This is a genomic window from Pseudomonas sp. FIP_A4, assembly GCF_036701605.1.
Taxonomy (GTDB): domain Bacteria; phylum Pseudomonadota; class Gammaproteobacteria; order Pseudomonadales; family Pseudomonadaceae; genus Stutzerimonas; species Stutzerimonas phenolilytica.
Genome location: NZ_JAYDXP010000097.1, coordinates 1 through 615 on the forward strand (window position 1 = coordinate 1; position 615 = coordinate 615).

Annotated in this window: 4 pseudogenes; 2 read left to right on the forward strand and 2 right to left on the reverse strand. The window is 63.4% G+C overall.

The annotated features are described in order from the left end of the window. A pseudogene (locus U8L64_RS01445) lies at positions 1-90 on the reverse strand (FAD-dependent oxidoreductase); the annotation flags it as partial. Between U8L64_RS01445 and U8L64_RS01450 the strand changes: the two are divergent. Beyond that, a pseudogene (locus tag U8L64_RS01450) lies at positions 83-217 on the forward strand (hypothetical protein); the annotation flags it as partial. The pseudogenes U8L64_RS01445 and U8L64_RS01450 overlap by 8 nt on opposite strands. 136 nt (positions 218-353) lie before the next feature. On the opposite strand, the pseudogene U8L64_RS01455 reads toward U8L64_RS01450, so the two are convergent. Further along, positions 354-438 (reverse strand): annotated as a pseudogene (locus U8L64_RS01455) (hypothetical protein); the annotation flags it as partial. On the opposite strand from U8L64_RS01455, the pseudogene U8L64_RS01460 reads away from it, so the two are divergent. Then, positions 432-542, forward strand: a pseudogene (locus U8L64_RS01460) (hypothetical protein); the annotation flags it as partial. The pseudogenes U8L64_RS01455 and U8L64_RS01460 sit on opposite strands and share 7 nt — an antisense overlap. Positions 543-615: the final 73 nt, after the last annotated feature.

Here is a 615-nt window from a genome sequence, read left to right on the forward strand (position 1 = left end):
GGTGCGGATGCCCTTGCGCGCCGCGTAAATGGCCGCTGCGGCGCCAGCCGGGCCACCGCCGACCACCAGCACGTCGAAGGCATCCTTGGCCATCGAGAACTTCATCTCGGTGAAGGAAACCGAAGGCCCGAAACTGGCCCGCGCGCTGGAAGAGCACGTGCGCGAGTATGACGTCGACATCATGAACCTGCAGCGCGCCAGCCAGCTGATCCCGGCCGCCAGGAGTTGGTTTTCATCGGCCAGAACATCGACTTCGACCGTTTGCGCATCGAACTGGATGATGGTATCCAGACGGTTGCGGAACTCGGGCGTAAAGCTCTTCTTGATGACCTCCATCGCATCCGAAGCATCGTCGCCGGCCGGGATCAGCTGGCTGGCGCGCTGCAGGTTCATGATGTCGACGTCGTACTCGCGCACGTGCTCTTCCAGCGCGCGGGCAGCTGACCAAGGCCGGCCGCGAGATCCACCTCAAAGCCGGGCAGAAGATGGTCATAGAAGCCGGCATCGAACTGACCCTCAAGGCCGGCGGCAGCTTCACGCGATCATCGATGCGCAGTGGCCCACGGTCGACGAGTCGGCCCTGATACAGGACAGCCTGACCTTGGTGGTGCAGGT